A 1,531-nucleotide genomic window follows, 5' to 3' on the forward strand; every position below is an offset into this window, starting at 1 on the left:
CGCCGCCCCAGCAGTGCCCACATTGCCGAAAGCAAATCCTTGAAAAACAGCGGCGAAAACACATTCTGCCAAAGTAGTGCTAGGCTGTGTACTCATTAAGCAGCTGGCCGCGTTATGTCCGCACTTTCGGCAGACCTAAGCGTGCTGGCCTGGGGCCTCCTGACGGACAACGCCCGCATGTCCGTTGAGGGCAAAAGCGTCGCTCTGGCGGACGGCGGCAAATTTCCGGCTTTACCCCAATCGACCGACGGATAATTGCACCGTGTCAACGGAAGCGCCGGGCCAAAAGACGTGCACGCCCCACACCGCCGAAGACGTCAGCTAGGAAGCCAAGAGCAAGCGCTGCCGGAACCATCACCGGTTGATCATCCCGCAGGGCCCCGCTCGCCGAGTCGCACAACGGGCGTGAATAGTATGATGTATGCAAGATCCTGCTTGCGCGGCGAGACGCCGGCAGCGTCTCCGCAAATGTCCGTGCTTGATCTCGACTAATGGCTCTGTTTGGATAGTTGCCTTTCGGCAACTCATAATTCGGATAATCCTAGTGAATGAAATAGATGGACGCGGCCGTTCAGTGGGGGCTCTTTCACAAGAAAGCATCGGGACCGTCAACCGCACTGGCATCGGGAATCGGCTACTGGCAGCGCTGCCGCCAGCGGATCTCAGCTTGCTCACGCCCTACTTCCAGAAGATCTCGTTTGAGCCAGATGCGGTTCTGGTGCGCTCGGGCGATGAGATGGACCCGGTCTATTTTCCCCATAGCGGCGCAATCGCCTTCATGCTCGATATGCCGGACGGGCAAACGGTCGCAACCACCTTGATGGGACGGGAAGGCGCTTTGGCCTCTTTCTCCGTACTCGGCCCATCGCTTTCATCCGTGACCGCGATTGCACGCATCGCTGGCACAGCATCATTGATTTCCGCCGCCAAATTTCGGGATGCCTATGCGCAAAGCGCAGCCATCAGGAATGTCGTTCAGCTCCACGCCCGCGCGGTGTTATTGCAACTCCAGCACGTAGCCGCTTGCAACGCGCTGCACCGGGTGGATGGCCGCATGGCGCGGTGGCTTCTGCAGCTTCACGACCGCGTTCCCGATGACCTCCTTCCGGTGACGCAGGAGGCGCTTGCGCAATTGCTTGGGGTGCGGCGGACGACAGTGACTCTGACGATGAGCAAGCTGCGCGCGGCCGGCGCCGTCCCCTCCGACCGGCGCGGGTTTATCGAGATCGACCGGGTGCGGCTCGAGCGCGTTGTATGCGACTGCTATGCGCTCATGCAGCGCAAGATCGATCGAATGTATTGCCAGGAATTGTCGGCGCCCCAGCCTACCCGTGCGCCGTTCCGGGAAAGCGCCATCGTCTCGTCCGGCGGAGCGAGTGGTGAATCCAGAGCCGTTTCGCAGAAATAGAGACCATGCGATAGCCGCCTTCGGTCAGAAGCTGCCATTAGGTAGTCGTCCGTTAAGAAGCCGAATTGAGCGGGAGCGGACAGGCAAGCGTATGCGATAGCTGGATCAGGAAGAGGCACAAGA

1 protein-coding gene is annotated in these 1,531 nt (G+C 59.9%); it reads left to right on the forward strand.

What is annotated here, in order from left to right:
* Positions 1–574 precede the first annotated feature (574 nt).
* Positions 575–1,408 carry a Crp/Fnr family transcriptional regulator gene (locus IVB32_RS28600; protein ID WP_204514099.1) on the forward strand — a complete coding sequence of 278 codons (834 nt, stop codon included), beginning with the start codon at positions 575–577 and terminating at the stop codon, positions 1,406–1,408.
* The last annotated feature ends 123 nt before the right edge of the window (positions 1,409–1,531 follow it).

This window comes from Bradyrhizobium sp. 23 (assembly GCF_023073295.1).
In the GTDB taxonomy this organism is placed as follows: Bacteria; Pseudomonadota; Alphaproteobacteria; order Rhizobiales; family Xanthobacteraceae; genus Bradyrhizobium; species Bradyrhizobium canariense_D.